General features: G+C 64.0%; 19 protein-coding genes. 5 read left to right on the top strand and 14 right to left on the bottom strand.

Annotation, left to right across the window (positions count from 1 at the left end; all coding sequences use genetic code 11):
- Positions 1-16: 16 nt before the first annotated feature.
- The 10 genes from gntE to VFZ66_09640 form a co-directional block, all read right to left on the bottom strand.
- Positions 17-1315 carry a guanitoxin biosynthesis PLP-dependent transaminase GntE gene (gene gntE / locus VFZ66_09685; protein HEX6289450.1) on the bottom strand — a complete coding sequence of 433 codons (1299 nt, stop codon included), beginning with the start codon at positions 1313-1315 and terminating at the stop codon, positions 17-19.
- 6 nt (positions 1316-1321) lie between these two features.
- Positions 1322-1786: a GNAT family N-acetyltransferase gene (locus tag VFZ66_09680; GenBank protein HEX6289449.1), complete on the bottom strand. Its 465-nt coding sequence runs from the start codon at positions 1784-1786 to the stop codon at positions 1322-1324.
- A gap of 72 nt (positions 1787-1858) precedes the next feature.
- Positions 1859-3322, bottom strand: coding sequence for an aldehyde dehydrogenase family protein (locus VFZ66_09675; GenBank protein ID HEX6289448.1), 1464 nt, complete (start codon positions 3320-3322; stop codon positions 1859-1861).
- A gap of 110 nt (positions 3323-3432) precedes the next feature.
- Positions 3433-4755, bottom strand: a complete 1323-nt coding sequence (locus VFZ66_09670) for an extracellular solute-binding protein (protein HEX6289447.1) — start codon at positions 4753-4755, stop codon at positions 3433-3435.
- Positions 4756-5085: 330 nt separating this feature from the next.
- The gene (locus VFZ66_09665; protein ID HEX6289446.1) at positions 5086-5961 is read right to left on the bottom strand and encodes an ABC transporter permease; all 876 of its coding nucleotides are present in this window, start codon (positions 5959-5961) and stop codon (positions 5086-5088) included.
- A complete protein-coding gene (locus VFZ66_09660) occupies positions 5958-6845 on the bottom strand; it encodes an ABC transporter permease (protein HEX6289445.1) in 888 nt (295 codons plus the stop codon). The genes VFZ66_09665 and VFZ66_09660 overlap by 4 nt, the downstream gene beginning before the upstream one ends.
- A gap of 148 nt (positions 6846-6993) precedes the next feature.
- A complete protein-coding gene (locus tag VFZ66_09655) occupies positions 6994-8091 on the bottom strand; it encodes an ABC transporter ATP-binding protein (protein HEX6289444.1) in 1098 nt (365 codons plus the stop codon).
- A 67-nt stretch (positions 8092-8158) separates the two neighbouring features.
- On the bottom strand, positions 8159-9049 hold the full coding sequence (locus tag VFZ66_09650; protein ID HEX6289443.1) for a DNA adenine methylase: 891 nt from the start codon (positions 9047-9049) through the stop codon (positions 8159-8161).
- 255 nt (positions 9050-9304) lie between these two features.
- The gene (locus VFZ66_09645; protein HEX6289442.1) at positions 9305-9637 is read right to left on the bottom strand and encodes a hypothetical protein; all 333 of its coding nucleotides are present in this window, start codon (positions 9635-9637) and stop codon (positions 9305-9307) included.
- A 161-nt stretch (positions 9638-9798) separates the two neighbouring features.
- A complete protein-coding gene (locus VFZ66_09640) occupies positions 9799-10149 on the bottom strand; it encodes a zinc-ribbon domain containing protein (GenBank protein ID HEX6289441.1) in 351 nt (116 codons plus the stop codon).
- Between the two features lie 298 nt (positions 10150-10447).
- On the opposite strand from VFZ66_09640, the gene VFZ66_09635 reads away from it, so the two are divergent.
- Positions 10448-11878 carry a hypothetical protein gene (locus VFZ66_09635; GenBank protein HEX6289440.1) on the top strand — a complete coding sequence of 477 codons (1431 nt, stop codon included), beginning with the start codon at positions 10448-10450 and terminating at the stop codon, positions 11876-11878.
- Between the two features lie 214 nt (positions 11879-12092).
- On the opposite strand, the gene VFZ66_09630 is transcribed toward VFZ66_09635, so the two are convergent.
- The 3 genes from VFZ66_09630 to VFZ66_09620 form a co-directional block, all read right to left on the bottom strand.
- Positions 12093-13361, bottom strand: a complete 1269-nt coding sequence (locus tag VFZ66_09630; GenBank protein HEX6289439.1) for a glycosyltransferase family 4 protein — start codon at positions 13359-13361, stop codon at positions 12093-12095.
- Between the two features lie 186 nt (positions 13362-13547).
- Entirely contained in the window at positions 13548-14336 is a 789-nt protein-coding gene (locus VFZ66_09625; GenBank protein HEX6289438.1) for an LLM class flavin-dependent oxidoreductase, read from the bottom strand.
- A gap of 75 nt (positions 14337-14411) precedes the next feature.
- Positions 14412-16202, bottom strand: coding sequence for a glycosyltransferase family 39 protein (locus VFZ66_09620; protein ID HEX6289437.1), 1791 nt, complete (start codon positions 16200-16202; stop codon positions 14412-14414).
- An 82-nt stretch (positions 16203-16284) separates the two neighbouring features.
- Here VFZ66_09620 and VFZ66_09615 point away from each other — a divergent pair, with 82 nt between their 5' ends.
- The 4 genes from VFZ66_09615 to VFZ66_09600 all read left to right on the top strand — a co-directional run bounded on the left by VFZ66_09615 (position 16285) and on the right by VFZ66_09600 (position 23021).
- A complete protein-coding gene (locus VFZ66_09615) occupies positions 16285-17130 on the top strand; it encodes a class I SAM-dependent methyltransferase (GenBank protein HEX6289436.1) in 846 nt (281 codons plus the stop codon).
- Positions 17085-19595, top strand: a complete 2511-nt coding sequence (locus VFZ66_09610) for a hypothetical protein (protein HEX6289435.1) — start codon at positions 17085-17087, stop codon at positions 19593-19595. The genes VFZ66_09615 and VFZ66_09610 overlap by 46 nt, the downstream gene beginning before the upstream one ends.
- 493 nt (positions 19596-20088) lie before the next feature.
- On the top strand, positions 20089-21525 hold the full coding sequence (gene dnaA, locus VFZ66_09605; GenBank protein HEX6289434.1) for a chromosomal replication initiator protein DnaA: 1437 nt from the start codon (positions 20089-20091) through the stop codon (positions 21523-21525).
- Positions 21526-21842: 317 nt separating this feature from the next.
- A complete protein-coding gene (locus tag VFZ66_09600) occupies positions 21843-23021 on the top strand; it encodes a class I SAM-dependent methyltransferase (GenBank protein HEX6289433.1) in 1179 nt (392 codons plus the stop codon).
- Positions 23022-23083: 62 nt separating this feature from the next.
- Here VFZ66_09600 and VFZ66_09595 read toward each other — a convergent pair.
- Positions 23084-24643: pseudouridine synthase (locus VFZ66_09595; GenBank protein HEX6289432.1), on the bottom strand; the 1560-nt coding region annotated here is incomplete at its 5' end.

Raw genomic sequence — 24643 nt, 5'->3', positions numbered from 1 at the left:
GTTACCTCGTCGCGTGCTACAGTGTTTTGACCACGGCCTCGAAGACTTCGAGCGTCCGCGCGATCAGTTCGTCGTCGTGGGCGGCGCACAAAAACCACGGCTCGCGCGAGTCGAGATCGGGCATCACGCCACGCTGGACCAGCCCAAGCATCAGGTGCTCGTAGCGCGCGCGGTCGGTGCGCGCCCAGTCGCGATGCTCGCGGGGCGCGGCCTCGGATAGCACCAGGCCAAACATCGCGCCGTGGCCGAGCAGATGGTGCGGAATCGCGGCGCGGCTCAGGATCTCGTCGAGGCCCTGCATCAGCCTGCGGCCCTGCGCCGCGATCCGATCGAGCACCGGCTCGCGCTCAAGCAGATCCAGCACCGCATCCGCCGCCGCCACGCCCACGGCGTTGCCGCAGTAGGTGCCGCCCTGCAAGACCTGTCCCGGCACGATCGTCTCCATCACCGCGCGCCGCCCGGCGATAGCCGCGACCGGAAAGCCGTTGCCGAGCGCCTTCGCGTACGTCGCTATGTCGGGCGTGACACCATAGACCTCGACCGCGCCGCCGTTGGCGATGCGAAAGCCGGTCTTGACCTCGTCCAGGATCATCACGATGCCGTGCTCGTCGCACAGGCGGCGGATCGTCTCAAGAAAGCCCGCGTCGGGCGTGATCCCGGCGCAGTTGCCCATCACCGGCTCGACGATGATCGCCGCCAGATCATGCCAGGCCCGCGCGACGGTCGTCTCCAGCAGCTCGATGTCGTTGTAGGGCAGGGTGAGCACATAATCGGTGAGGTGCCGGGGAATGCCGCTGGTGCTGGCGACAGCGATCGGGCTGCGGCGGCTGCCCATCGAGCCGGGCCACGCGCCCGCCGTGGAGAAGAGCAGGTAATCGTGGTTGCCGTGGTAGTTGCCCTCGAACTTGAGGATGCGCTCGCGGCCCGTGTGGGCGCGCGCAATGCGGATCGCGTGCATCGTCGCCTCGGTGCCGCTGGTCGTCCAGCGCATCAGGTCGGGCCACTTGAGCATCCGCAGCAGCTTCTCGGCGGCGCGAATCTCCCACTCGCTGGTTAGCGCGAAGCAGGTACCGCCCGTGATCGCCTGCTGCACGCGCTCGACCACGGCGGGATGGCCGTGGCCCAGGATCACCGGCCCGAAGCCGAGGCGGTAGTCGATGTACTCGTTGCCGTCGGCATCATAGACGCAGCCGCCGTCGCCGCGACTGATCACCGGCGTGGCATCGTTGCCCCAGTAGCGGAAGTTGGAGCTGACGCCGTAGGGCATCAGCGAGCGGGCTTTGGCGTACGCGGCGCGGGTTTTGGCATTGTCCATAGCATGTCATCCGTTGCTCATGGTAGGCTGCTCGATCGGCTGAAGCGTCTTTTTGAGCCAGAAGCGGCGCTGCCCCGATCCGGCGGGCATATCGTCCAGCACGCCGAAGACGCTGTAGCCGTGACGTTCGTAGAACGGCAGCGCCTGGAAGCTCATCGTGTCGAGATGGGCGTAGGTGCAGCCGCGCTCCATCGCCTCGTGCTCGGCCATCGCCAGCAGACGGCTGCCGTAGCCCTGGCCCCGCAGCCGCTCGTCGAGCCAGAAGATCTCGACGTACAGCCAGCCCCAGTACGTCCCGCCGCTCAGCCCGCCGACGATCGTGCTGTTGGCGTCGCGCACGAACACCGCGAAGGGCCGCCAGTTGGTCGGGCCGACATGCGCCTCGTTGAAGGCGTCGAGGCTCTGGCGAAGCGCCTCGGTATCGGCGGGATCGGGCGATTCTTCGAGCGTGATCCGGTAGCGATCGGTCATAGCTTTGGACGAACAAAGAACAAAGAACACAACGCACGGCTTCTCTGTTCCGTTGTTCTTTGTTCCGTTGTTCTATTTTTCCCCGTACGGATACCACCACGGCTTGGGCTGCATCTCGAAGTCCCAGTGAACATGCTTTGTCTCCATGAACTCTTCGAGTCCCTCCTGGCCCAGCTCGCGCGCGCCGCCGCTGAGCTTCATGCCGCCGAACGGCCCCGCGTCGTTGTCGGTGAGCGGATCGTTGACCCAGAGCGTGCCCGCCTTGACCTCTTCGTAGTACTGCTTGACCTTGCGCGGATCGCGCGTGAAGAGGTTCGCACCGAGGCCGTAGTCGCTGTCGTTGGCGAGGGCAATCGCCTCATCGAAGGTCGAGTAGGCCATGATCGGGATCGTCGGGCCGAAGGTTTCTTCGCGCATGATGCGGAACGAGTGATCAAGGTTGGTGAGCACCGTCGGCTCGTAGAAGTAGCCGCGCTCGAACTGCTTGGGGCGCTGCCCGCCGGTCAGGATCTTCGCGCCCTGCGCCCTGGCCTCGTCGACGTGCTCCTCCACTTTGGCGCGATACTTCTCGCCGATCACCGGGCCGATGTCGGTCTGCGGATCGATGCCGGGGCCGAGCCGCAGCGATCGAACATAGTCGACCAGCCGATCGGTGAAGGGCTTGCGGATGCTCTCGTGGACATAGACGCGCTCTGTGGAGGTGCAGACCTGTCCAGCATTGAGCAGCGCGGCCCAGGCGACGCCTGGCACCGCCACGTCGAGATCGGCATCTTCGGCGACGATGAACGCATCTTTGCCGCCCAGCTCAAGATGAACTTTTTTGATCTGCTCCGCCGCCAGCCGGGCGATCTCGCGGCCTGTCGCGGCGCTGCCGGTGAAGGCGATCATCTGCGTGCCCCGGCTGACCACCAGCTCGCGCCCGACGTCGCCGTAGCCCGTGACGATATTGACCACGCCCGGCGGTAGATGATCAAAGATCTCGGCGCAGGCCAGCGTCGAGAGCGGCGTCATCTCGCTGGGCTTGAGCACAACCGTGTTGCCAGCGGCCAGCGCGGGCGCCACCTTCCAGGCCATGAGCAGGATCGGGTAGTTCCACGGCACGATGCATCCGACGACGCCGTACGGCTCCTTGAGCACCAGCGCAAGCTGCGACGGCTCCACGCTGGGGATCACGCGGCCCCGCGAGTTGCGGCCCATCTCGGCGTAGTAGTCGAAGCACGCCGCCGACCAGCTCATCTCGTCGATGTTTTCTTTGAGCGGCTTGCCGCCCTCGCGTGTCAGCAGCGTCGCCAGCTCCTGAGCGCGCGCGCGGAGCTTCCGCGCAACCTCGTGCAGCAGCTCGGCGCGCTCGCCTGCGGTGACTTTGCGCCAGTCGCGAAAGGCTGTGGTTGCCGCCGTGATGGCGCGCTGCGCGTCGGCGGCGCTGCCCCTGGGCACCTCGTCGATCACCTCTTCGGTGGCAGGATCGTGGACGGCGAAGGTTGCGCCGTCGGCGCTGGGTACGAGCTGATTGTCGATCCACATCATCGGGGCCATACAGTATTCCTCCGCTAGGTGTCTGATCGTCGCGATTATGCGTGGCTTAGAGTAGCTGTAGCGGGTGGGCCTGGGTGGGGCGCTCGATCGACCGCCCCGCCGCACGGCATCTACTGGCCTTTGATCTCGGTCCAGATGTCGGAGTAGAGCGCGGGATCGCCCTTGCGCTCGATGTACTCCAGCCGCTTGCGCATCTCGTCGTCGGGATAGAATTGAAGCTGGCGCACGTCCTCGCTGACCAGCGGCTCTGCCGCTTTGTTGGGCGTCAGGTAGTAGGTGAAGTCGGTGATGCGCGCGCCGATCTTGCCGTCGAGCACGTTGTTGATGAACACATGCGCGGTGTACGGTTCTGGCGCGTCCGCCGGGATCGCCAGGTTATCCTGCCAGATGACGCCGCCTTCCTTGGGCACGATCCACTGAATGTCGGGATTTTCGGAGCGGGCCAGCGCCGCCGCGCCGTTCCAGGCATGCGCCATCACGATCTCGCCGCTGGTCAGGCCCGCCGCGACGTTCTCCGAGTCGTAGCGTGCCAGGAGCGGCTTCTGTGCCAGAAGGACCTCTTTGGCCTTCGCCAGCTCTTGCGGATCGATCGCGTTGTACGAGTAGCCCTGGTATTTGAGCGCCGCGCCGACGCTTTCGCGCTCGTCGTCGAGCATGCTGACTTTGTTCTCGTACGGCTTGAGCTGCGCAGGATCGAAGAGCGCGGCCCAGCTATCCGGCGCGGGCGTGACCTCTTTGCTGTTGAACGCGATGCCGGTCATGCCGTACTGGTAGGGCAGCGAGTAGTCGTTGTTGGGATCGTAGTACAGGCCCATCTGGTTTTGGTCTAGGTTGGCGATGTTCGGGATCAGCGACTTGTCGAGCTTCAGCAGCCGTCCCTCTTCCGCCAGAATACCGACCATGTAGTCGGACGGCACGATGATGTCGTAGCCGGAGTTTCCGGCCCGAATCTTTGCCGCCAGGTCCTCGTTCGATGGGAAGGTGTCGAGCGTCACCTCGACGCCGCACGCCGCCTGAAAATCTGCGAGCAGGTTGTTGTCGTCCTCGACCGGCCAGTAGTCGGCCCAGCTGAAGATATGCAGCGTCGTGCCGAGCTTGCTCTTATCGCCACAGTCGATCTCGCCCGTGGAGGTGCCGCCTGGAGCCTGGCCGGAGCCTCCGGCTGTTGCCGTCGCGGAGCCTGCGGCGGCTGTCTCTGTCATCTGTGGCTCGACCGTGATCGTCTCCGGCGAGACGGTGATCTCCTCATTGGCGGGCTGTGTCGCCGCAGCGCTGGTTTCGGCGGGCGACGCTTCGGGCACCGATGTCTGGGCCGCCGCATTCGGCGAGGTCGGTACGCTCGCCGCTGGCTGATTCGCCTGGTTCCCCGTCTGCCCACACGCGACGAGCACGGCGATCAGCAGCACCGGCAGCAGCGCTCTCCATCGTTTCATCTGTAATCCTCCTTGAATAGCGAACAAAAGAATAAGGGATCAAGCGAACAAGATCGCGAAACAGTCAAAATATACACCACCTGGCAAGAAGCAGTTTTGCGTTCCAAGTTCCAAGTTTCCAGTTCCACGACCAGGGATTCTGGGGTCGGGGATCTCCGCCCGTGGTTCTTGGCTGCTAATTCTTGGTGCTCCCTTTGTTCTTTGTTCTTGCAGAGGGTGATAGATCATGGGGGACGCCCACCACCGGGCGCCCATGCGGGTGCCCATGCGGGTGCCCTCTGGGCATGGGCACCCGCATGGTGCCCACCCCCGGCCTTGCGGCCCTTTGTTCTACCGTCCCCTTCTTTGCAGCAGCAGCGACGCGGCCACCAGCACGATCGAGCCGAGCAGCATCAGCGTCGAGACGGCGTTGATCTCAGGCGTGATCGTTTTGCGCACGCGGCTATAGACCTCAAGCGGCAGCGTGTTGACGCCGGGGCCGCTGGTGAAGAACGTCACCACGAAGTCATCGAGCGAGAGCGTGAAGGCGATCAGCGCGCCGCCGATGATGCCGGGCATGATCAGCGGCAGCGTCACGTGCCGAAACGTCTGCCACGGATTGGCTCCCAGGTCTTGCGCGGCCTCTTCCAGCCGCCGATCGAAGTTGCGCAGGCTGGCGCGCACCACCACCGTCACAAACGAGATATTGAAGGCCACATGCGCGATAATCACGGTCGCAAGGCCGTTGCGCATGCTCAGGCCAAACGTAGCGTTGAGCAGGCGGAATGTAAACGAGAAGAACGCCAGCAGCGCGACCGCCATTACGATGTCGGGGATGATGATCGGCAGGTAGAGCGTGGCGTCGAGCGCGGTGCGCCCACGAAAGCGGTAGCGCTCCAGCGCCAGCGCCAGCATCGTGCCGATCGTCGTGGCGATAACCGTCGAGGTGATCGCGATTAGCATCGTGGTCTGGAACGCATCGGCGATCCGATCGTCCCGCACCATCTGCCGGTACCAATCCAGCGTCCAGCCGGTCCACTTCGCGCCGAATCGCGACTGGTTGAACGAGAACAGGATCAGGATCAGGATCGGCGCGTACAGAAACAGGTAGGACCAGGCCGCGTTGAGCGCCAGCACCCAGCTTGCCCAGTTGCGGCGGGCGCGGGCCGCGCGGGTGCTCGAGACAGGCTGCGGCGCGGCGCTGGCGCGCTCGGTCGACAGGCTCATCGGCTTTCCTCCGTCGTCGCGCGGAAGTAGAGCATCACCGCCAGCGTCAGGATTGCCATGAAGACCAGCGCGATTGCCGAGCCAAACGGCGGGTTTTGGGCCGACTTGAACTGGATCGCAAGCTGATTACCGAGCACCGCAACCTTGGAGCCGCCGAGCAGTTCCGGCACCACAAACTGCCCGACCGTCGGCACGAAGACCAGGATCGAGCCTGCGGTAATGCCCGGCATCGTCAGCGGCAGCATCACGTGCCAGAAGGCGCGGAAGCGGTTGGCGTAGAGATCCTGCGCCGCCTCCAGCAGCCGCCAGTCGAAGCGCTCCAGCACGGCGTACAGCGGCAGCACCATGAAAGGAAGCTCGCCATAGACCAGGCCGGTCAGCACCGCGCCCGTGGTGTTGATCATATTCAGCCGGGGATAGCCCAGCGCGTCGAGCAGGCTGTTGATCAGGCCGGTGTTGTTGAGCAAAAACTGCCAGGCATAGATCCGCACCAGAAAGTTGGTCCAGAATGGGATCATGATCGCGAAGATCAGCGCGGCCCGCCAGCGCTCGCTCTGGCGCACGATGAAGAACGCCAGCGGATAGCCGATCAGCAGGCAGATCACCGTCGTCACGATCGCCAGCCAGAACGAGCGCCAGAAGATCGTCAGGTAGAGCGGCGAGGTAAACAGCTTAACATAATTGTCGAGCGAGAAGGTCCAGTCGATGTCGCCGGTCGAGGATCGCCGCAGAAAGCTGTAGATCACGATCGTCACCAGCGGCAGCAGAAAAAAGAGGGTCAGCCAGAGTGAGCCCGGTAGCAGCAGCCCAAACAGACGCAGCCGCTCGCGCCGCCTCACGGCCTCGCGCGTCCGAACGATCGAGCTTTCTGGAATCACAGCCATGATATGAGTTCCGAGTTTCAAGTTTCAAGTTCCAAGTTCAAGGTTCCCCGTTTGTTCTCTTGTTCCTTTGTTCCTTTGTGCGCCCAGAGGGCACCCGGTTTCTTTGTTCCTTTGTTCCTTTGTTCTCTTGTTTCTTTGTTCTTTGCTCTTACTCCGTCAGCACCAGCGCATTCTCGACCGGCCAGGTCAGATACGCGGTATCGCCCTGGGCGTAGAAGGCGTTGGGATTGAGCGTCGAGATATTATTTTGCTCCCAGACCACGAAGCGATGCTGCCCGTCGAGCGTCACGAAGATCCGCGTATCGGAGCCGATGTAGGCGATGCGCTCCACCTTGACTGGAAACACATTCGTCGAAGTCTGCGGATGCTGCTCGCTCAGCCGCGCTTTCTCCGGTCGGATCGAGACTGTGACCGGCTGGCCCGCCTGCACCGGCTGCGGCGTGTAGCCCTCGACGACCAGGCTGTCGCCGACGCGCACGGTTGCCTGCTGTGTGTCCGATTGCATCACGCTGCCGCGCAGGAAGTTGGTTTCGCCGATAAAGTCGGCCACAAAGCGACACGTCGGACGCTCGTAGATCTCGGTGGGCGTGCCGATCTGGAGCACCTTGCCGCCGCTCATCACCGCGATCCGATCCGACATCGTCAGCGCCTCCTCCTGATCGTGGGTGACATACACAAAGGTGATGCCGACGCGCTCTTGCAGGCCGCGCAGCTCAAGCTGCAACTCCTTGCGCAGCTTCAGATCGAGCGCGCCGAGCGGCTCGTCCAGCAGCAGCACCGCAGGCTGATTGACCAGCGCCCGCGCCAGCGCCACGCGCTGCTGCTGCCCGCCCGAAAGCTGCCGGGGTCGGCGCTTGCCGTACTCGTCGAGCCGCACCAGCCGCAGCGCGTCCGCGACACGCCGCGTGATCTCGGCCTTGGGCACGTTGTGCATCTGGAGCCCGAAGGCCACATTCTCGGCGACGGTCAGATGCGGAAAGAGCGCGTAGCTTTGAAACACGGTGTTGACGTGGCGGCGGTAGGGCGGCGTCGATCCCATCGGCTGGCCCTTGATGAAGATCTCGCCGTCGGTCGGCATCTCGAATCCGGCGATCATCCGCAGCGTCGTCGTCTTGCCGCAGCCGGACGGCCCCAGCAGCGAAAAAAACTCGCCATCCGCGATGCGCAGCGATACGTCATCCACGGCGGCGATCTCACCGAAGCGCTTGCTCACCTGCCGCAGCTCAACTGCAATGCCTGTCGTCACCTTATCCACCCCTTTGCAACGCGAGCCGGACATCCAGCCGGTTTGGAACAACGTTAGCCTTGATGGCTTATCTGAGCCAGCAGCTCGTCAGCGCCAGCGCCCGATCCAGATCGATGCGGCGGACCAGCGCCTCCGAAAGGTACAGCGACTCGATCGTGCGGCTGGACCGTCTGAGCAGCGTCGCCTGCGCCGACCGCCCCGCGTCGATCTCAAGGTGGGTCAGCTTGAGCCAGCCCGGCAGCGGCTGCCCGAAGTGTTTCGCGCCGGTGCGTCCATCGTAGCTGACGATGTAGGCGATGCTCCGCTCGTTAAGATCGTGGAGCGTCGCGACGAACGCATCGCATGCTAGCCCCTGGATGTAGCGCGGATCGCGCAGGCCCCACACGCCCTGATAGGGCGGATCGAGATACACAACGTCCTTTGTCGTCGCCAGATGCAGCGCCTCGCGGTAATCGCCTGCCGCCAGCGCCACGCGCCCGCGCAGCAGATGCGCCGCCGCTACGATCTGCTGCCGCATCGTCTGGGGGCGCATGCCCTTGCGGCGATGATCCGCGCTCTGGTTGAACGCGCCCTGCGCGTTATAGCGCACCGCTGCCTTCACACAGCGCGCCAGCAGGTAGAGCAGATCGTGCGGCGCGTGCGCCCGATTGAACGCGGCCCGAACCTCGTCGTAGTAGCTGCGCTCGCGGCCCTGCTGCTCGTGCCACAGGTGCTCGTAGCGCCGCGCCAGGTCGTGCGGCTGCTCGATGATCGCGCGCCACAGCTCCATCAGCGGCGCGTTGGCGTCGTTCAGCACGAAGCGCTGCGCGGCCTGATGATGGGCCGCCGCGATCGTCACCGCCGCCGATCCCGCGAATGGCTCGATCAGCCGATCGACACGCTCAGGAAAACACGCGACGATCGCCCGCGCCAGCTTGCGCTTGCTGCCTTGATATGGAATGGGATGTGGAATGCGCATAGTGCCGCTAATTTCGCGTGTGTGATCGTCGTTGCCAGTGTGTACGCGCCGATAGGCCGGGGGCGGGCACCATGCGGGTGCCCATGCCCAGAGGGCACCCGCATGGGCACCCGGCGGTGGGCGTCCCCAAGAAATCCCTTTCTGATGCTGAATCGGCTATGTACCGCAAGTGCGCCTTCATGCTGCGACGAGCAGTATCCAGCGCTGCTACGCATGATATACGAGGTAGGGCCGCCGATGCAACCGCATCGGTGCTCAGGTAGGCCGCCCGCCGCGTGCCTCGCGCAGCGCCTCGAACTCCTCCTGTGAGATGAGCGTGCCGCCCTCGATCGCGCGCGATACTTCCCGGCGTCGGGCATCAAACTGTAGCTCGGCGCGCATCAGCCGGAAGCAGCGATCGTCCATCACTTCCTTGATCAGGTGATACCCTTCCGCCTCCGTGTCGCCGTACTCGGCGCTCAGATCGTTGTGCAGATCGATCCGCACGTGGACAGGCGAGCCGCAGCGCTGGCATTTGATATACAGATGCAGCCCACGGTCGTCGCTCGACTGAGCGCCGCCGCCAAAAAGTCGCCGTAGAAAGCCCATTGCACCCTCCTGTGCCAACACGATACAGGCGAATGGATTGCTCGTCAATGATGCGGCGGATTCGCAAGGCTCGGCGTCGGCGGTGTGCAAAGCATTGGGCTTAAAAACAACAGGACTCGTCGCATGACGAGTCCTGAGAATGTATCGTTTGCGGGCGCTATTTACCAGCGGCTAGAAGAGCGCTGCGAGCGGAAGCAATCGTTGCAGTAGACGGGCTTGTCGCCACGGGGCACGAACGGCACCTGTGCCTCACGCCCGCAGGATGAGCAGGTCGTCGTGTGCATCTGGCGCTGCTCGCGGCCACCGCCGTAGCTGTCGCGGCTGCTGTAGCCACCACCGCCACCGCCGTAGCTGTCGCCACCGCGATTCTGCTTGCGGGCGCGCCGACAGTTTGAGCAGCGAGTGGGCTCGTTGTCGAAGCCCTTCTGGGCGTAAAATTCCTGCTCTCCAGCCGTGAAGGTGAACTCCGTGCCACAATCACGGCACGTCAACGTCTTGTCTGCGAAGCTCATTGCTCGCCACTCCTAAGAACATGCGGATCTATCCAAATTGCCAGTGGTCTGAGTCAATGAGCACGGGGGGGGTACTGCAAGGGCAGAACGTATCCGAAGCATCCGTGGAACCAAACCATATGGACAACCAAGGAAATAATACCATACTTGCCGCAAAATGCAATACGTTGGGATAAAATGACTTGTATTCGTCATGCTGTCGTGCGCGGGTGTCAAGCACGTCGAATCGACGTTAGACACATCCATTCGAGCACTGTATAAGTGCCGCGCTGATCGTCTCGCTATGGGAGCATACACCATGCTGGATTTCACGCAAACACCCGGCGTATTGCCTCCCGCCGAGACAACATCACTTCCTGAGCTTCAGCGGCTCGACCGCGAGCTACAGCAGCATTTCAAAGATACCCTGATCTTACAACCGGCGCTTACCCGCTCGCTGGTCAGCTTCCAGGCCAATAAAGCGCGGGCGGTCTATCGCTGGTACAAGTATAAAGAAGCCTTCTCGGCAGCGCTTGTGGAGTATCTGCTACATCGCTACCAAGTGACGGCAGGCAAGCTTTTAGATCCGTTCGCGGGCAGCGGCACCGCGCTCTTTGCAGCAAGCGCCGCTGGCATGGATGCAGACGGCATCGAGTTGCTACCGATCGGCCAGCAGATCATTCAGGCCCGCAAGATCTTGGAGGAAGATTTTACCGCGGAAGATTTTGCAAGGCTGCGCCGCTGGGCCTGCGACCGCATCTGGAAACAATCGACTTCTACCGCTCCATTGCCCGTACTGCGCATAACCAGCGGTGCGTATCCTCCTGCAACGCTTGCGGCGATCGAGCAGTTCATAGGCGCGTACCAGCAAGAGCCTGCGCGAGTTCGGGCGGTGCTGCGCTTTGCGCTCTTATGCGTTCTCGAGTCGATCAGCTATACGCGGAAGGACGGCCAATATCTGCGCTGGGATTATCGCTCGGGGCGCAAACAAGGCCAGAAGCCCTTCGATAAGGGCCAGATTCTTGACTTCGAGCAGGCGATAGCCGCCAAAATAGACGAGATCCTGTTTGATTTGCAGGCACATCCCATGCTCGATCTCTTCCCCGCCGACGACCGGCGAGGGCAATTGCAGCTCTATAGTGGCTCGTGTCTCGACATGTTGCCGCAGCTTCCGTCCCGGGCCTACGATGCGATCCTCACATCTCCACCCTACTGCAACCGCTATGACTACACACGCACCTATGCGCTGGAGCTGGCTCTGCTGGGCATCGACGAGCGGCAGCTTGTCGAGCTGCGCCAGCAGATGCTGAGCTGTACGGTCGAGAACCGCGCCAAAGATCTGCTCACCATCAATCCTGAGTGGTCGCAGGCGGTCGCCGCCACCGACCAGCATCGGCTGCTGCAAGCGATTCTGCGGTACCTGGAGAGCCAGAAGAACCAGGGCGCGCTGAATAACAACGGTATTCCAAGGATGGTCCGGGGCTATTTCTATGAGATGGCGTGCGTGATCGCCGAGTGCGCGCGTGTGCTCAAGCCCGGCGCGCCGCTGATCATGGTCAATGATAATGTTCGCTACGCGGGCGCGAGCGTCTCGGTCGATCTGATCCTTTCAAGCATTGCCGAGCAGCTTGGTTTCTCGGTTGAAGAGAGCCTTGTGCTTCCGGGCGATAAAGGCAACAGCAGCCAGCAGATGGGCGAGCATGGACGCGCTCCGCTGCGCAAGTGTGTCTATGTGTGGCGAAAAGTGTAACAATGCTTGATCGACCCTATCGGCAACAATCGAAAAGAAAATGGCTCATGAGATCTGGAGTCAGCTCGAACATGGTACCTTGGAGAATGCCGCGAACCTGACTGATGCGAACCAGCTTGCCGCTATATCGCGCTGGCTGTGTCACTTGTAATCCCTGCACGATGCACACACCCAGGACTCGCCGCGTGACGAGTCCTGCGCGTATCTCAGCCCGCTATCTTGCTACCCCGCGCGGGCTAACCTCGCCCAGCACGGTGGGCACCGGCGGCAGCGGCGTGCCCGCCCTGCGAGCAAAGGCGCGCTCGTAGATCGCGGCGATCTGCTGCCCACCCAGCTCCCAGGAGTGCTCGCGCACGGCTTTGATCCGCCCCAGCCGCCCCAGCGTCGCGCTGCGCTCCCGATCGTCCAGCAGGCCGATCATCTCCTGCGCCAGCGATGCGCTATCGCCGAGACGCGCATAGACGCCGAGATCGCCCAGCATCTCGCGGCTGACCGGCGTGTCGAACGCGACGACCGGCAGGCCCATCGCCAGGTAGTTGGTGATCTTGCCCGCGCCCTCCGTCGCCGACATCTTGGGCGCGACCGCGATGTCGCCCAGGGCCAGGTAGGCGTGCAGATCTTTGTACAGGATGCGGCCCGGCAGCGTTACATGCTCGGCCACACCCAGCGACTCCGCCAGCGCGCGGTAGCTCAGCACATCGGGATAGCCCATGATCAGGAAGTGAACGTCAGGCCGCTCCGCGATAACCATGCGCGCGGCCTCCAGCAGCTTATTCGTGCCCTGATACGGCGCGAGCAGCCCGATGTACGCGACGATCCGGCGATCGGCGGGGATGCCAAGCTCCTGCCGCAGCCGCAGCCGCTCGGCCTCCCACGCGGGCGAGCCGTCGAAGGGCTGAAAGCGGGTGGTGTTGACCGAATCCACAACCGTGTACAGCCGGTCGCGGGGGAAGCTCCACTCGCGGTGCAGCGTTTCCGCCGCGTTATACGTCGAGGTGATCACCGCGTCGGGGATGCGGTTGATCGTATCTTCGAGCTTTTGCAAAGGGCGCAGCAGCGAGCTACGGGGCCGCAGAAACACCCGATGATCGAGCATCTCGCCCGTCAGCGAGCCCTGGTAGTCGAAGATCAGCGGAATCCGCAGCAGCTTGCTGACGACGGAGCCGATCAGCGCGCCCTCGTGCAGATGGGCGTGAATAATATCCGGCCTGACCGCCAGGGCAACGCGCAGGGTGCGCCAGGAGAGCGCAATATCCAGATAGAGTTTGTGCCGCGACGAGCCGACCATCGCCCGCTTGATCCACGGCACGTCCCAGGAGCGGCGAATATCCAGGCCGGGCATGTCATCGCCGTTGTGATAGGTGGTCATCACAACGCGGTGCCCCAGCTGCTTGAGAATCTTCGCCTCCTCCCAGATCCGAACGTGACAGCCGTAATCGGCGAAAAACGATGTCGGCGCGATCGTTAGAACAGTGTATGGCATATCCTCTACTCGATCCCAGTCCAAGCTCAGGCAGCTTGGCTGGCGGACATTATGCAAACTGCCGCATTCTACCGCGACACTGCTCATGGGGCAAATTGCGGTCCAGCGTTGCAGCGCGATCGACCGCCGGACAGCCTGCCCGGCGGTCGATGACTCACAGCGCCGCGTACGATGAGATGGCCGCCGCTACCTGGGCCGCGCTTCGGCAACCTCGGCGACCTGCCCCGACAGATCGGCGTCGTAGCCGATGTTGACGATGACGCGCGCAGCGCCAAGATCAGCCCAGCGCTTCAGCTCGTCCGCGAGATGCTCCGGCCAGCGCTGCCAGTGCAAAAAGACCGATACGTCCACGGCCCGCCCCGACTCGGCGATGACTTCCTGGGTATAGCTCAGCAGCGCCTCGTCGTTGTAGATGTTGATCTCGTCGGCGTACGTGGCGGCGCTGCGGATCATGTGGCGCGATCCTCCGACGCCGACCATCACGCGCGGCGGTGCGGACGGCGCAGGCGTGCAGGCGGCATCCGTAAGCTGGATGTGCTTGCCCTCGTAGGTCGTCAGCTCGCCCCGCCATATCAGGCGCAGCGCCGCGATCGTCTCCTCCAGCGTCTCGACCCGCGTCGTCGCGTCGGGAAAGGGCTGGTGCCACGCGCGGTACTCGACCGGATAATCGCCTGCGCCGATGCCTAGCTCAAACCGACCGCCGCTGATGATCGACAGCACCGATGTTTCTTTAGCAAGGACTCCCGTGGTGTAGTTGAGGCGGCAGATGACCATCGGCAGCAGATGGATGCGCGTGGTCGCGCACGCCAGCGCGCCGTAGGCCGACCAGCCACAGACATAGGCCCATTCGGGCCGCTCCGAGTGATAGTGATCCCAGAAGCCGACCGTATCCAGGCCAGCGCTATCGGCAAGCTGCGCCGCCTTGAGAATCGCGGGCCAATCGCCGGTCGGGCTGAGAGCGATGCCAACACGCATACAATCCTCCTGTTGCTGGGAGGTAGCAGCTTTGCACACACCTGTGACACCTACGGTCACAAAAAAGGCGAAACTTCAGCGATCGGACACACACAGCGGCGCGTTGTTCGGCGGGATGCGCACGTGCAACATGCCGATGATCTGCTTGCCTTTGGGATTGTGCAGCACGACCAGCTCCGACGAAGTGAGACGTTTATGCAACTGCCGCAGCTCTTCCAGCCGGTCTTCGGGCGCGAGGAGCACCGTGTAGGGCTGCCGCACCGTATCCGTCAGCGTCTCGCAGCTCAGCTCCTCTTCGATGTTACGCCCCGGCTTATCCGTCAGAAACTTCAGGACCGGGCTGGCCTCGTAGTAGATCCAGTCAGTCTCAAGGAATACGATCTCGAAATCCTGCTCCGGCAGCGCTTGCAGGTAGCGCGCGGCGTAGGTCGCGGTCTGTCCGGTGTAATCGCTATCCCACATCGCCCGCGTGTCGTGCTGGAGGTAGCTGTAGATGCCGCCGCCGACGTAGAGACAGGCCGCGCCTGCTGCAAAGACCAACTCCAGCTTACGCTGCGGACGCGGCAGCGGCGCGCGAAACTGGCGGATCAGCCGATCCAGCGCGTAGCCCATGCACAGCGCGACCGCCGGAACAAAGGTGATGTAGCGGCTCGGCATCGGCGTGTCGATCGTCAGCACGCCGCCCAGCAGGATGCCCACGCCCAGGTAGCACGCCAGGAAGAGCTTGAGCCAGCGCGCGGTATCGCGGGCAGCCCACACGCCGATCAATCCCAGCGCGAACAGCGCTGCGTCGAATGGGCCGAGATACTGCGGCCAGACGTACCACAGCGGCGGGCCGCCGATCGGGAACAGAAACGGCAGATAGGCGCGGCGAAGCTGATCGCCGAGCACCAGCCACCACGGATGCCGCGCTAGCTCGTGATCCAGCCAGCCCGACGAGAAGATGTTGACGATCGAGACACGCGCCGTGTAGATCTCAGGACGTTTGGCAAAATAGGCGATCATCGGGCCATACACCAGCAGCACGCCCGCTCCGATCCACAGCAGCGCCGCGCCGCCGCGCCGCCACGAGCGCGCGCCGTCGGGTGGAAAGAGCGTCAGCAGCCCGATCTGCGCCACGACCAGGATCGGGATCAGCCGCGCGCCCGGATAGAAATACTGGCTCAGGCCGGTGATCGCGCCGCCGAGCAGCAGCCAGCGCCAGGCGTTGCGCTGCCAGCCCCGCCAGACGGCCCAGATCGCCAGCGGCAGCAGCCAGGCCATGTGAATAACCTCGGTGCCCACACGCGAGAAGACCAGATGGAACGGCAGCGCCGCCACGATCAGCGCGGCCCAGAAGCCAGTCCAGAAGTCCCAGAGCGAGCGCCCCAGCGCGTAGATCGCCAGGATGCTGAGCGTGCCGCCGATCGCGCCCAGGAAGCGCAGCCCAAGCGCCGAGCGACCGAACAGCCGCAGCGCCAGCGACTCGAAGAAAAAGTAGAGGTTGGTGTGTGATTGCCAGCCCGTTCCGATCAGCGGCGGCGGCTCCGGCTTCAAGAAGTTCGCCGCGCTCGACGCAAACGCCGCCGCGTCGCCGTCCACGCGGAAGGGCACGGTGTCGAGCCACAGGAGGCGCAGCGCCGCTGCCAGCACAGCCACGCCGCCGAGCGCGATCCATTGCAGATGTCGCGGCGGCTGTCCGTCCCGGTCGCAGATTTCCTGGCGGAAGCCGTGCCAGCCCAGCGCCAGCCCCGCCACATGCAGCCCGACGCCGAGCGGCAGCATTACGTCTGCCAGCAGCGACGGGTGCAGCGCGAACAAGAGCTGTCCGCTAAACAAACACAGCAGCGCTGCGCCGATTGCGATGGTGGTGCGTGTGCCAGTCATACAATCTCTGTGGAATCTGCTCGATCGGTTGCTATTTGGGAGCATGGTACAATTTCGCCCGATAATTGTACATGAGGTACGGATGACAGTGATCAACCAAAAGATGGTTCGGGCATTCATCGAGGGACGCTACTGGCAGCATCCGATCCGCGCGCTCCGCATCTACCGCGCCGAAACTGCCCGCAAGAATAAAGGCTATAAACAGGCGTGGGAGGCTGTCGGGAAGGACGCCGGCTGGACCTTTACGATGATGAACGGCTCGCCCGACGAGGCGACGCTCCAGCGCACCGGGCGCGAGATGGCGCAACGGCTGGTCGATGCCCTGGCGATCGAGCCCGACCACCGTGTGCTGGAGCTAGGCTGCGGCGTTGCTAGGGTGGGCCGCGAGCTTGCGCCGCGCGTCGGGCAGTGGCACGGCGTCGATATTTCCTCGTCGATCCTCAAGATCGCGCGCCGCCGCACCGCGCACCTGCCGAACGTGCAGTTTCACGAGCTGAGCCGCACCGCGCTGCCGCTGCGCGACAACAGCATCGATCGCGCCTACTCGCATCTGGTGCTGTTCCACATGGACAAGGAAGATCTGTTCCTGTACTTGCAGGAGCTTCAGCGCATCCTCGCGCCGGGCGGCCTGCTCTACTTCGATACCTGGAACCTGCTGCATCCCGAAGGCTGGGAGCGCTTCATCTGGGAGCTTGAGCACCACCGCCACAAGCAGGTCAAGCCCGCGCACCGCAACCAGTTCTGCACCGCCGAGGAGATTCGGCTCTATGTCGAAAAGGCCGGTCTGGTGCCGCTGCATATCATCGACGAGAGCTTCTGGGTGCAGACGATCGCGGCGAAGCCCGGCCCCGACATGGATATCGACGCGCTCAAGGCTGCGCTGTGCAATCTCGACGCGCTGATTCCGCGTGGCAGGTGGTATTACTGATGCGGCGGCTGGCGCTGCTCCGATGCAGCCTGTGGCTCTGTCTCCTTGTCGCCTGCTCGAACATTCCGGTGGAGGTTGCGCCAACGCCGACGCCGGTCGTCACGCCCACGCCCAGGCCCGATGCGCTGGGCTTTGCCAACGGCCATACGCTGCGCGGCGCGTTCCGCACGTTCTGGCAGCAGCATGACGGCGTGGCAACCTTTGGCCTGCCCCTGACCGAGGAGCTCTGGATCGACGGCGCGCAGACGCAGTATTTCGAGCGGGCGCGCTTCGAGTTGACCGGCGATGGTCAGGTTCGGCTGGGCGATCTCGGCGCGGAGTCGCTGGCCTTGCAGCGTATCGAAACGCAGCCGGACACGCCGCGCGCGGACTCGACGTGCCTCTTCTTCGACGCGACCGGCCACAATCTCTGCGGCGCGTTCCGCACGTTCTGGGAGCAGTATGGCGGCGAGACGGTGCTTGGCATGCCGCTGACCGAGGTGTACAGCCGCGACGGCGGGCAGACGCAGTATTTCGAGCGGGCGCGCTTCGAGCAGCCTGCCGGAGGCCCGGCGCAGCTTGCGCCGCTGGGCGACGAGGCGCTGTCACGGCTTCCAGCTCACTCGCTGCTGCGCGCGTCTGAGGCCACACCGGCCCCGCAGCGCGCGAGCCTCAAGCGCACCGATCAAACGATTCAGCCGCTTCAAACCGTGCGCGCGGTGCTCGAAACCGAGGCCAGCGGCGCGGCAACGGTCTTCTGGGGCGATACGCGCGGTCAGTTCTGGACCAGCGGCGTCACGCTCGACGCCAGCCAGACCGAGGTCGAGCATCAGGCGCGCGGCGCGCTCGGCCCGCACGGCGCGGTCGTGGTGATCGATGGGCGGATCGCCGGGGTGACAACCGATGTGTTTCGGCTGGATGCGACGACCGCGATCGTAACGGGCGAGCCGCGCTTCGACGAGCTAATCCCGCGTGTTAAGGCCTTCATGGACCAGGACATCTCCGAGTACGCCTTCGACGGGCACGCGGTGCGGGGCTATCGCTCGCCCGACAATCCGCTGCTCTGGCTGCGCGACCATGTGCATCAGGGCAAGGGCTATGCCTACTGGGAGCAGGATATGACCAGCCTGCTCGATCAGTTTCGGCGGTTGCAGCGACCGAATGGCGCGTTCGACGATTACCTTGGCGTCTTCGATTTCGGCCCGGTCCACGGACGCAAGGAGGTCGAGGCCGATCTGGAATACCTGTTCATCGAGGGCGTGTATCGCGCGTGGCAGGCAACCGGCGATGACGATTGGCTCAGACGGCAGATCGCGGCCATGGAGCGCGGCTTGAGCTACGCCATGACCGATCCGCAGCGCTGGGATCAGAACCACCGCCTGGTTAAGCGTCCGTTCACGATCGACACCTGGGACTTTGAGATCGGTCAGCCGACGATCTCACCCGACGGCAACGTCGCGCCGCGCCACTGGATCGACGAGCAGACCAGGTGGTCGATCTTCCACGGCGATAACACCGGCTACGCCCACGCGATAGAGCTGCTGGCACGTATGTACGAGCATCTCGGCGACGGCGAGCGCGCCGCGCACTGGCGGGCGGAGTCGCGCAGCCTGATCGAGCGGCTCAACGCACTGGCCTGGAACGGCACGTTTTATCGTCACATGGTCCATCTCACGCCCGTTGAGGTGCCGGTGGACGAGGCGCAGCAGCTTTCGCTCTCGAATGCGTACGCGCTCAACCGGCAGGGCATGACGCCGGAGCGGGCCGACGCGATCATCAGCGAGTACCAGGCGCGTCGTCGCCCGCCCGATCAGTCGTTTGCCGAGTGGTACTCGATCGATCCGCCGTTTCCTGCCGGCGTGACAAGCATGCCCGAACATGCTCAGGGCCATCGACCGGGTGAGTACGTCAACGGTGGAATCATGCCGCTGGTCGGCGGCGAGCTGGCGCGCGGTGCGTTCAGCCACGGCCACGAGGCGTACGGCTTCGATATTTTGCAGCGCTACTACAGCCTGATCGCGGGCACTGGCGCGTCCTACCTGTGGTATCACCCGATCGGGCAGCCCGGCATTTCGGGCGCTGCGACGATCCCTACCGATGGGTGGGGATCGTCGGCGATGCTGGCGGCGCTGATCGAGGGCGCGGCGGGCGTCACCGACCAGGACGTGCGCTTCTCGCGCGCGACGATCGCGCCGCGCTGGTCGAGCACTCGCGAGGTGGACTCCGCCACGGTGACGGTGCGCTACGGTGCCTCGAATGGCTACGTGGCCTACCGCTGGGAGCGTACGCCCGATGGGCTGCGCCTGAGCTGGACCGGCAGCGGCGCTAGCGTGGATCTGCACGTGCTGCTGCCTGCGGAAGCGCCCGACACGGTGCAGGCAGTGCTCAACGGCCAGCGCCAGACGCCGCCGATCGTCAGATCCCGCGAAAGCCGCTACATCGATCTCAGCACCACAGCCACCGGCGACCTCACGCTGGCCTGGTAAGCGGCGGTATCGGATCTTGTCGCTCCGTTATATCGAAAATCTTTATGGTAAACACGACGAGTCATAATCTTGTAATCTTCAGTTTGCAGCAAAGGTTTTCCACAGGCTTTGCGAGTTATCCACAGACCTGGGGATAACTCGTGGATTATTCTACGATGGCCCGATCAAAGATTAAGTGATTGTAAAGCCGCGCTTAGCAATCACTTAATCAAAGTGTCGGACGTTATCCACATGCCTGGGGATAACTTATCCAAAATTTTCCCCACTTTACACCGCCTTCAATCACGGGCGCTATAGGCAACTCAGGGACTACTATAAAAAACTCTTATGCAAGAGCACCCTTTTTCCTCTTGAAGATTAGCCGCTGATCGAGTATGATCGCCGTCACGTTCAGGTGATTGACCTGACGCTCTTAATGCTCAATATCCCTACACACAACGCTGTGCGGCGTGTACCAGCCCTCGCATTGGCCGGTAGTATGTAGGAGGCATCTTTGAATACGAAACAAATCTGGCAGGCGGCGCTCGGCGATCTCCAGCTTCAACTGCCGCGTAGTGAGTTTGATACCTGGATCAAAGAAACTACGCTCGTTGATCTGGCCGATAACCAGGCGATTATCGGGACGCCGAACATTTTCGCACGTGAGAAGCTGGAAGGGCGCTATGTCACCCCGATCCGTGACACGCTGCACACGATCCTGGGCTATCCCGTGCAGGTGCAGGTGGTGATCGGGGCAAGTGGGGACGCACCGCCTGCCGCCGACGAGGATCGCGAGGTGCCCAAGCCTAACGGCTACGCAGGCAGAGCGACGGGCTACCTGAGCGGCAACTATACCTCGACCCGCTCGCATAACGCTGGCGCGCAGCAGCTTGAGCTGCCGACGCCACGTATGGCGATGCTTAATCCGCGCTATACCTTCAGCTCCTACATTGTCGGCTCGTCCAACCGGCTCGCGCACGCAGCCTGTCTGGCTGTGGCCGAGCATCCCGCGAGTGCCTATAATCCGTTGTTTCTGTACGGCGGCGTGGGGTTGGGCAAGACCCACCTGCTCCACGCGATCGGCAACTATGCCCTGGATGCCAATCCCGAAGTCAGCGTGCTGTATGTCTCGTCGGAAAAGTTTACCAACGATCTGATTAACGCGATCCGGCGGCAGAATACCGAAGAGTTTCGGCTGCGCTATCGCAACATCGACGTGCTGCTGATCGACGATATTCAGTTTATCACCGGCAAAGAGGCAACGCAGGAAGAGTTCTTCCACACGTTCAACACGCTGCATGGCGCTGGCAAGCAGATCGTGATCAGCTCCGACAAGCCGCCCAAGGCGATCGTGACGCTGGAAGAGCGGCTGCGCTCGCGCTTCGAGTGGGGCCTGATCGTCGATGTTCAGTCGCCCGATCTTGAAACGCGGACGGCGATTCTGCGCGGCAAGGCCGAGTCGCTGAATGTGCGCGTGCCCGACGAGGTGATCGATTTCCTGGCGCATCGCATCCAGTCGAACATTCGCGAGCTTGAGGGCAGCCTCAACCGGGTGGTCGCCTTTGCCAACCTAAATCGCCAGTCGATCTCGGTCGAGCTTGCCAGCACGGCGCTCAGCGAGCTTCTGGAAAACTCGCGCCGCCAGCGGATCACCACCGAGGCGATTCTGGAGTCGGTGTCGAAGTACTACGGCGTCGATACCAAGATCCTCAAAGGACGCCAGCGGTCGCGCAATATCGTCGTGCCGCGCCAGATAGCGATGTACCTGATGCGCGAAGAGACAGAGTCGAGCCTGGTCGAGATCGGCTCGGCGCTCGGTGGCCGCGATCATACCACGGTGCTCCACGGCTGCGAGAAGATCGCCGAGCAGCTCAACACCGACTCGCGGCTGCGCTCTGATGTGCTTGAGATCCGCAACCGGCTGTATAATGGCAACGCTCCGGCGATGTAGGCGCGCGATCGGAGGATGGCGCTGGATTGCCATCGACGACTGAACGGGCGCAGGCCGCACCGGCTGCGCGCCGCGATGGCAGCCAGGTCACGATGGGCAAAATAGCAATGCCAGGCTCGTGTTTCCGTAACTGCTCATAGCACTATGACGCTACCGTGCCGGACGTTCCGCCCCCAGAGAATCGCTGAGTGCATCGGTTGGCGGGCGTTACGGCGATCGGACGACAGGTTCGATCGTGCTAGACACGAGTTTGGCTTCCCCTCTGCGGGCCGACCACGTTCGTCGGCCCGCACATCTTTTAAGCGGTGCTACGGCCTATGCTGACACTCGATACCTTTCGCCAACTGCTCACGCCGACGGGCCAGGCGGCGCTGGCGGCGGCGCAATCGCTTCAGCCCGTGGATGCCACGCTGCTGCGCGATCTGGCTACGCTGCGCAGCTCGTTTACGCCGGAGCTGGCTTCGGCGGCGCTGGAGACGGTGCTGCTGCGTCAGCGGGCGCGGGCCAAATTTAGCCGCGCCGACCGGATGTATTTCACGCGGGAGGCGCTTGAGCAGGCTTCGGGCGAGCGGGTCGCGCGTCAGCGGGCGCTGCGCTATCGCGACGTGGACGGGCCGATCTATGATGTGTGCTGCTCCATCGGCGGGGATGGCCTGAGTCTGGCCGAGACGGGTCTGGCGGTCGTCGGGCTGGACATCGATCCGCTGCGGCTGGCGATTGCGGAGGCGAACGCGGCGGTCTATGCCGTCGCCGAGCGCGTGACGTTTCAGCTCGTCGATGTGCGGACGTGGGCCGTGCCGCAGGGCGCATACGTCTTCTTCGATCCTGCCCGGCGCAGCGGCGGGCGGCGGCGGTGGCAGCCCGAAGATTACGAGCCGCCGCTGTCGCTGATCGAGGCGTGGCTGCCGCGCGCGGCGGGAATCGGCGTCAAAGTCGCGCCGGGGATCGACTACGATGCGCTGCCGTACGACTGTGAGGTCGAGGTGGTATCGGTGGCGGGCGATGTGAAGGAGGCGTGTCTCTGGTTCGGCGCGCTCCGCCGCTCGACGCGCAGCGCAGTGCTGCTGCCTGAAGGCCACACGCTGCACGCCGTGCCCACACCGCCGATCCCGGTCGTCGCGCCGCTGGCCTATGTGTACGAGCCGGACGGCGCGGTGATCCGCGCGCATCTGGTCGAGCAGCTAGCGCAGCAGCTTAGCGCCGCCAAGATCGACGAGTCGATTGCGTTTCTGACGACGGATACGCTGATCGCCACGCCGTTTGCGCGCGCTTTTCGGGTGCTGGAGACGATGCCCTTCAACCTGAAGCGCCTGCGCGCCCGTCTCCGCGATCTCGGAGTCGGCCAGGTGGTGATCAAAAAGCGGGGCTCGCCGATCGATCCGCAGGTGCTGGAAAAACAACTGCGGCTTCAGGGCCAGCGCGCGCTCACGATCATCCTTACCCATGTGCAAGGCCAGCCGAGCGTGCTCTTGTGCGAGCCTGTGCCGAGCGCCTGAGACAGCAACAGGATCGGTCAAGCGCTTGACCGATCCTGCTGTCCTTCTCCCCTGGATGTTGTTTAGCGGTTGTTGCCGCCTTTGCGTGGCCCGCGCGATGTTGGCCGCTGCGAGCGATTGCCGCCGGGCCGCGCCGGGCCGCCTCGGCTGGAGCCGCCCCCCGATCGATACTGGCCTGGGCCGGAACGTCCGCCGGGTCGGGCCGGCGCGCGTCCGCGCCCTGAGCTGCCAAAGCCGCCTTCGCGTCGCTCGCCGCCTGGACCGCCGCTTCCGCTACGCGCTGGCCCTCCTGGTCGCGCCGGACGGCCTGGTCGCTCGCTGCGGTCGGCACCCTGGCCGCGCGAGGGGCCGCGCTGATTCGGATCGAACGAGCGCCGAGGCCGATCTTCCTGGCTGCGCGGTCCACGATCGCGGGGAGGACCACCAAAGCCACGCCGCCCTGCCGTTCCCTGTGACGGTCGCGCCCGTGGCCCGTCGCGCTGCTCGCCGTAGTCGCGCCGCTCGTTGCCGCGCTGCTCGTTGTCGCGCTGCTCGCCGTAGTCGCGTCGCTCGTTGCCGCGCTGCTCGTTGTCGCGCCGCTCGTTGCCGCGCTGCTCGCCGTAGTCGCGCCGATTGTCGCCGCCCCATCCCCGCTGATTGCTGGACGGCCCACGATCGGAGCCGTAGCCGCGCCGGGCGTCGTTGGGACGATCGGAGCCGTAGCCGCGTCGAGCATCGGTAGGGCGATCGGAGCCGTAGCCGCGATTGCGTGAATCTGCATCGCGGCGCGGGCCGGAGGCGGAATTGTAGCCTCCACCGGAGCGCTCTCGGTACCCGCCCTCTCTGTAGCGATCACTCCCGCCGCGCGGCTGCCGCTGTGGGGACGCGCCACCACGATCGAAGCCACGCTGCTGATCGCGCTGCGGTGTCGAGCGCGGGCGGCGCTCGTCGTACGTGCTCGGCCCTTGCTGTGAGCGAGGACGAGCGCGATCCGTAGATCGTGGCGGTTGTGCAGAATCGGCGTCCGAGAGCTCTGCCCGATCATCGTCGGGCGCTGGCCGGGCCTCAAGCGCATCAGTCGGCTCTGCTGGCGTGTCGGGTGCGCCCTGGCTAGCGGGTGAATCTTGTCTATCGAACGAAGGGCGTCGCACTCCACGAATCACGCGCAGCCGACGACCTTCGGGTCGGTTTCGATCTGCCATACGGCGTTCTGCCTCCTCCTCGGCGGCGCGCGAAGGAATATGCTGAGTGTGTGCGCGCAGCATTTGAACTTCTGTTGGCGTCAGGTCACGCCATTGACCGGGCGCAAGCTCGCCCAGATTGAGCGGGCCTTCGCGCACGCGGATCAGACGCAGTACGTCGTAGCCCAGCATGCGCGCGATCTCCCGAATCTGACGCTTGCGGCCTTCGCGCATCACGACGCGAATCCAGGTGCCTGATGACGCTCGCTCCAGCACCTCGACCCACGCGGGCATCGTCATCTCACCCTCAAGCTCGACGCCTTCGCGCCACGCCCGCAGATTCTCGACAGTCGGCGCGCGGTCGAGCAAGACCCGGTACTCTTTCTCCACCTCGAAGCGCGGATGGGTCAGCCGGAAGGCCAGATCGCCGTCGTCGGTCAGGAGGATCAGGCCCTCGCTATC

It is taken from the genome of Herpetosiphonaceae bacterium, assembly GCA_036374795.1.
In the GTDB taxonomy this organism is placed as follows: Bacteria; Chloroflexota; Chloroflexia; order Chloroflexales; family Kallotenuaceae; genus LB3-1.
The sequence above is the reverse complement of the archived record's forward strand: the minus strand, read 5'-3'. Positions and strand labels throughout refer to the sequence as shown.